Below are 314 nucleotides of genomic sequence, written 5' to 3' on the forward strand. Positions count from 1 at the left end.
ATTAATAATTAAAAGACTATTAAAGCGTTGTTTTTTTTGCCTTTTTTCAAAAGGACATATTTATCAAATAAAGTGTTTTTTTTGGTTATTGCAAAATCAAGGGATTTGATTTTTTGATTAAATAATTTAATAGTGTTGTCTTTGATAAATTCACGAGCTTCACTTTTAGAAGTTGCCAGTTTTGTTTGAACTAAAGCATCAACTAATAAAATATCTTCTTTTGTGGAATGACAAAACAAAGTTTTTTGCAATAAAATAAAATCTTTTTCTTGGAAAGATTCTTTTTTAGCATTAGAAAATAAAATTTGGTTAGT

Annotated in this window: 1 pseudogene; it reads right to left on the reverse strand. The window is 23.6% G+C overall.

Going from position 1 to position 314, the window contains the following annotated elements:
- Positions 1–8: 8 nt before the first annotated feature.
- A pseudogene (locus OL66_RS03930) lies at positions 9–314 on the reverse strand (tyrosine--tRNA ligase); the annotation flags it as partial.

Origin of the sequence: Chrysanthemum yellows phytoplasma, assembly GCF_000803325.1 — a bacterium.
In the GTDB taxonomy this organism is placed as follows: Bacteria; Bacillota_I; Bacilli_A; order Acholeplasmatales; family Acholeplasmataceae; genus Phytoplasma; species Phytoplasma asteris.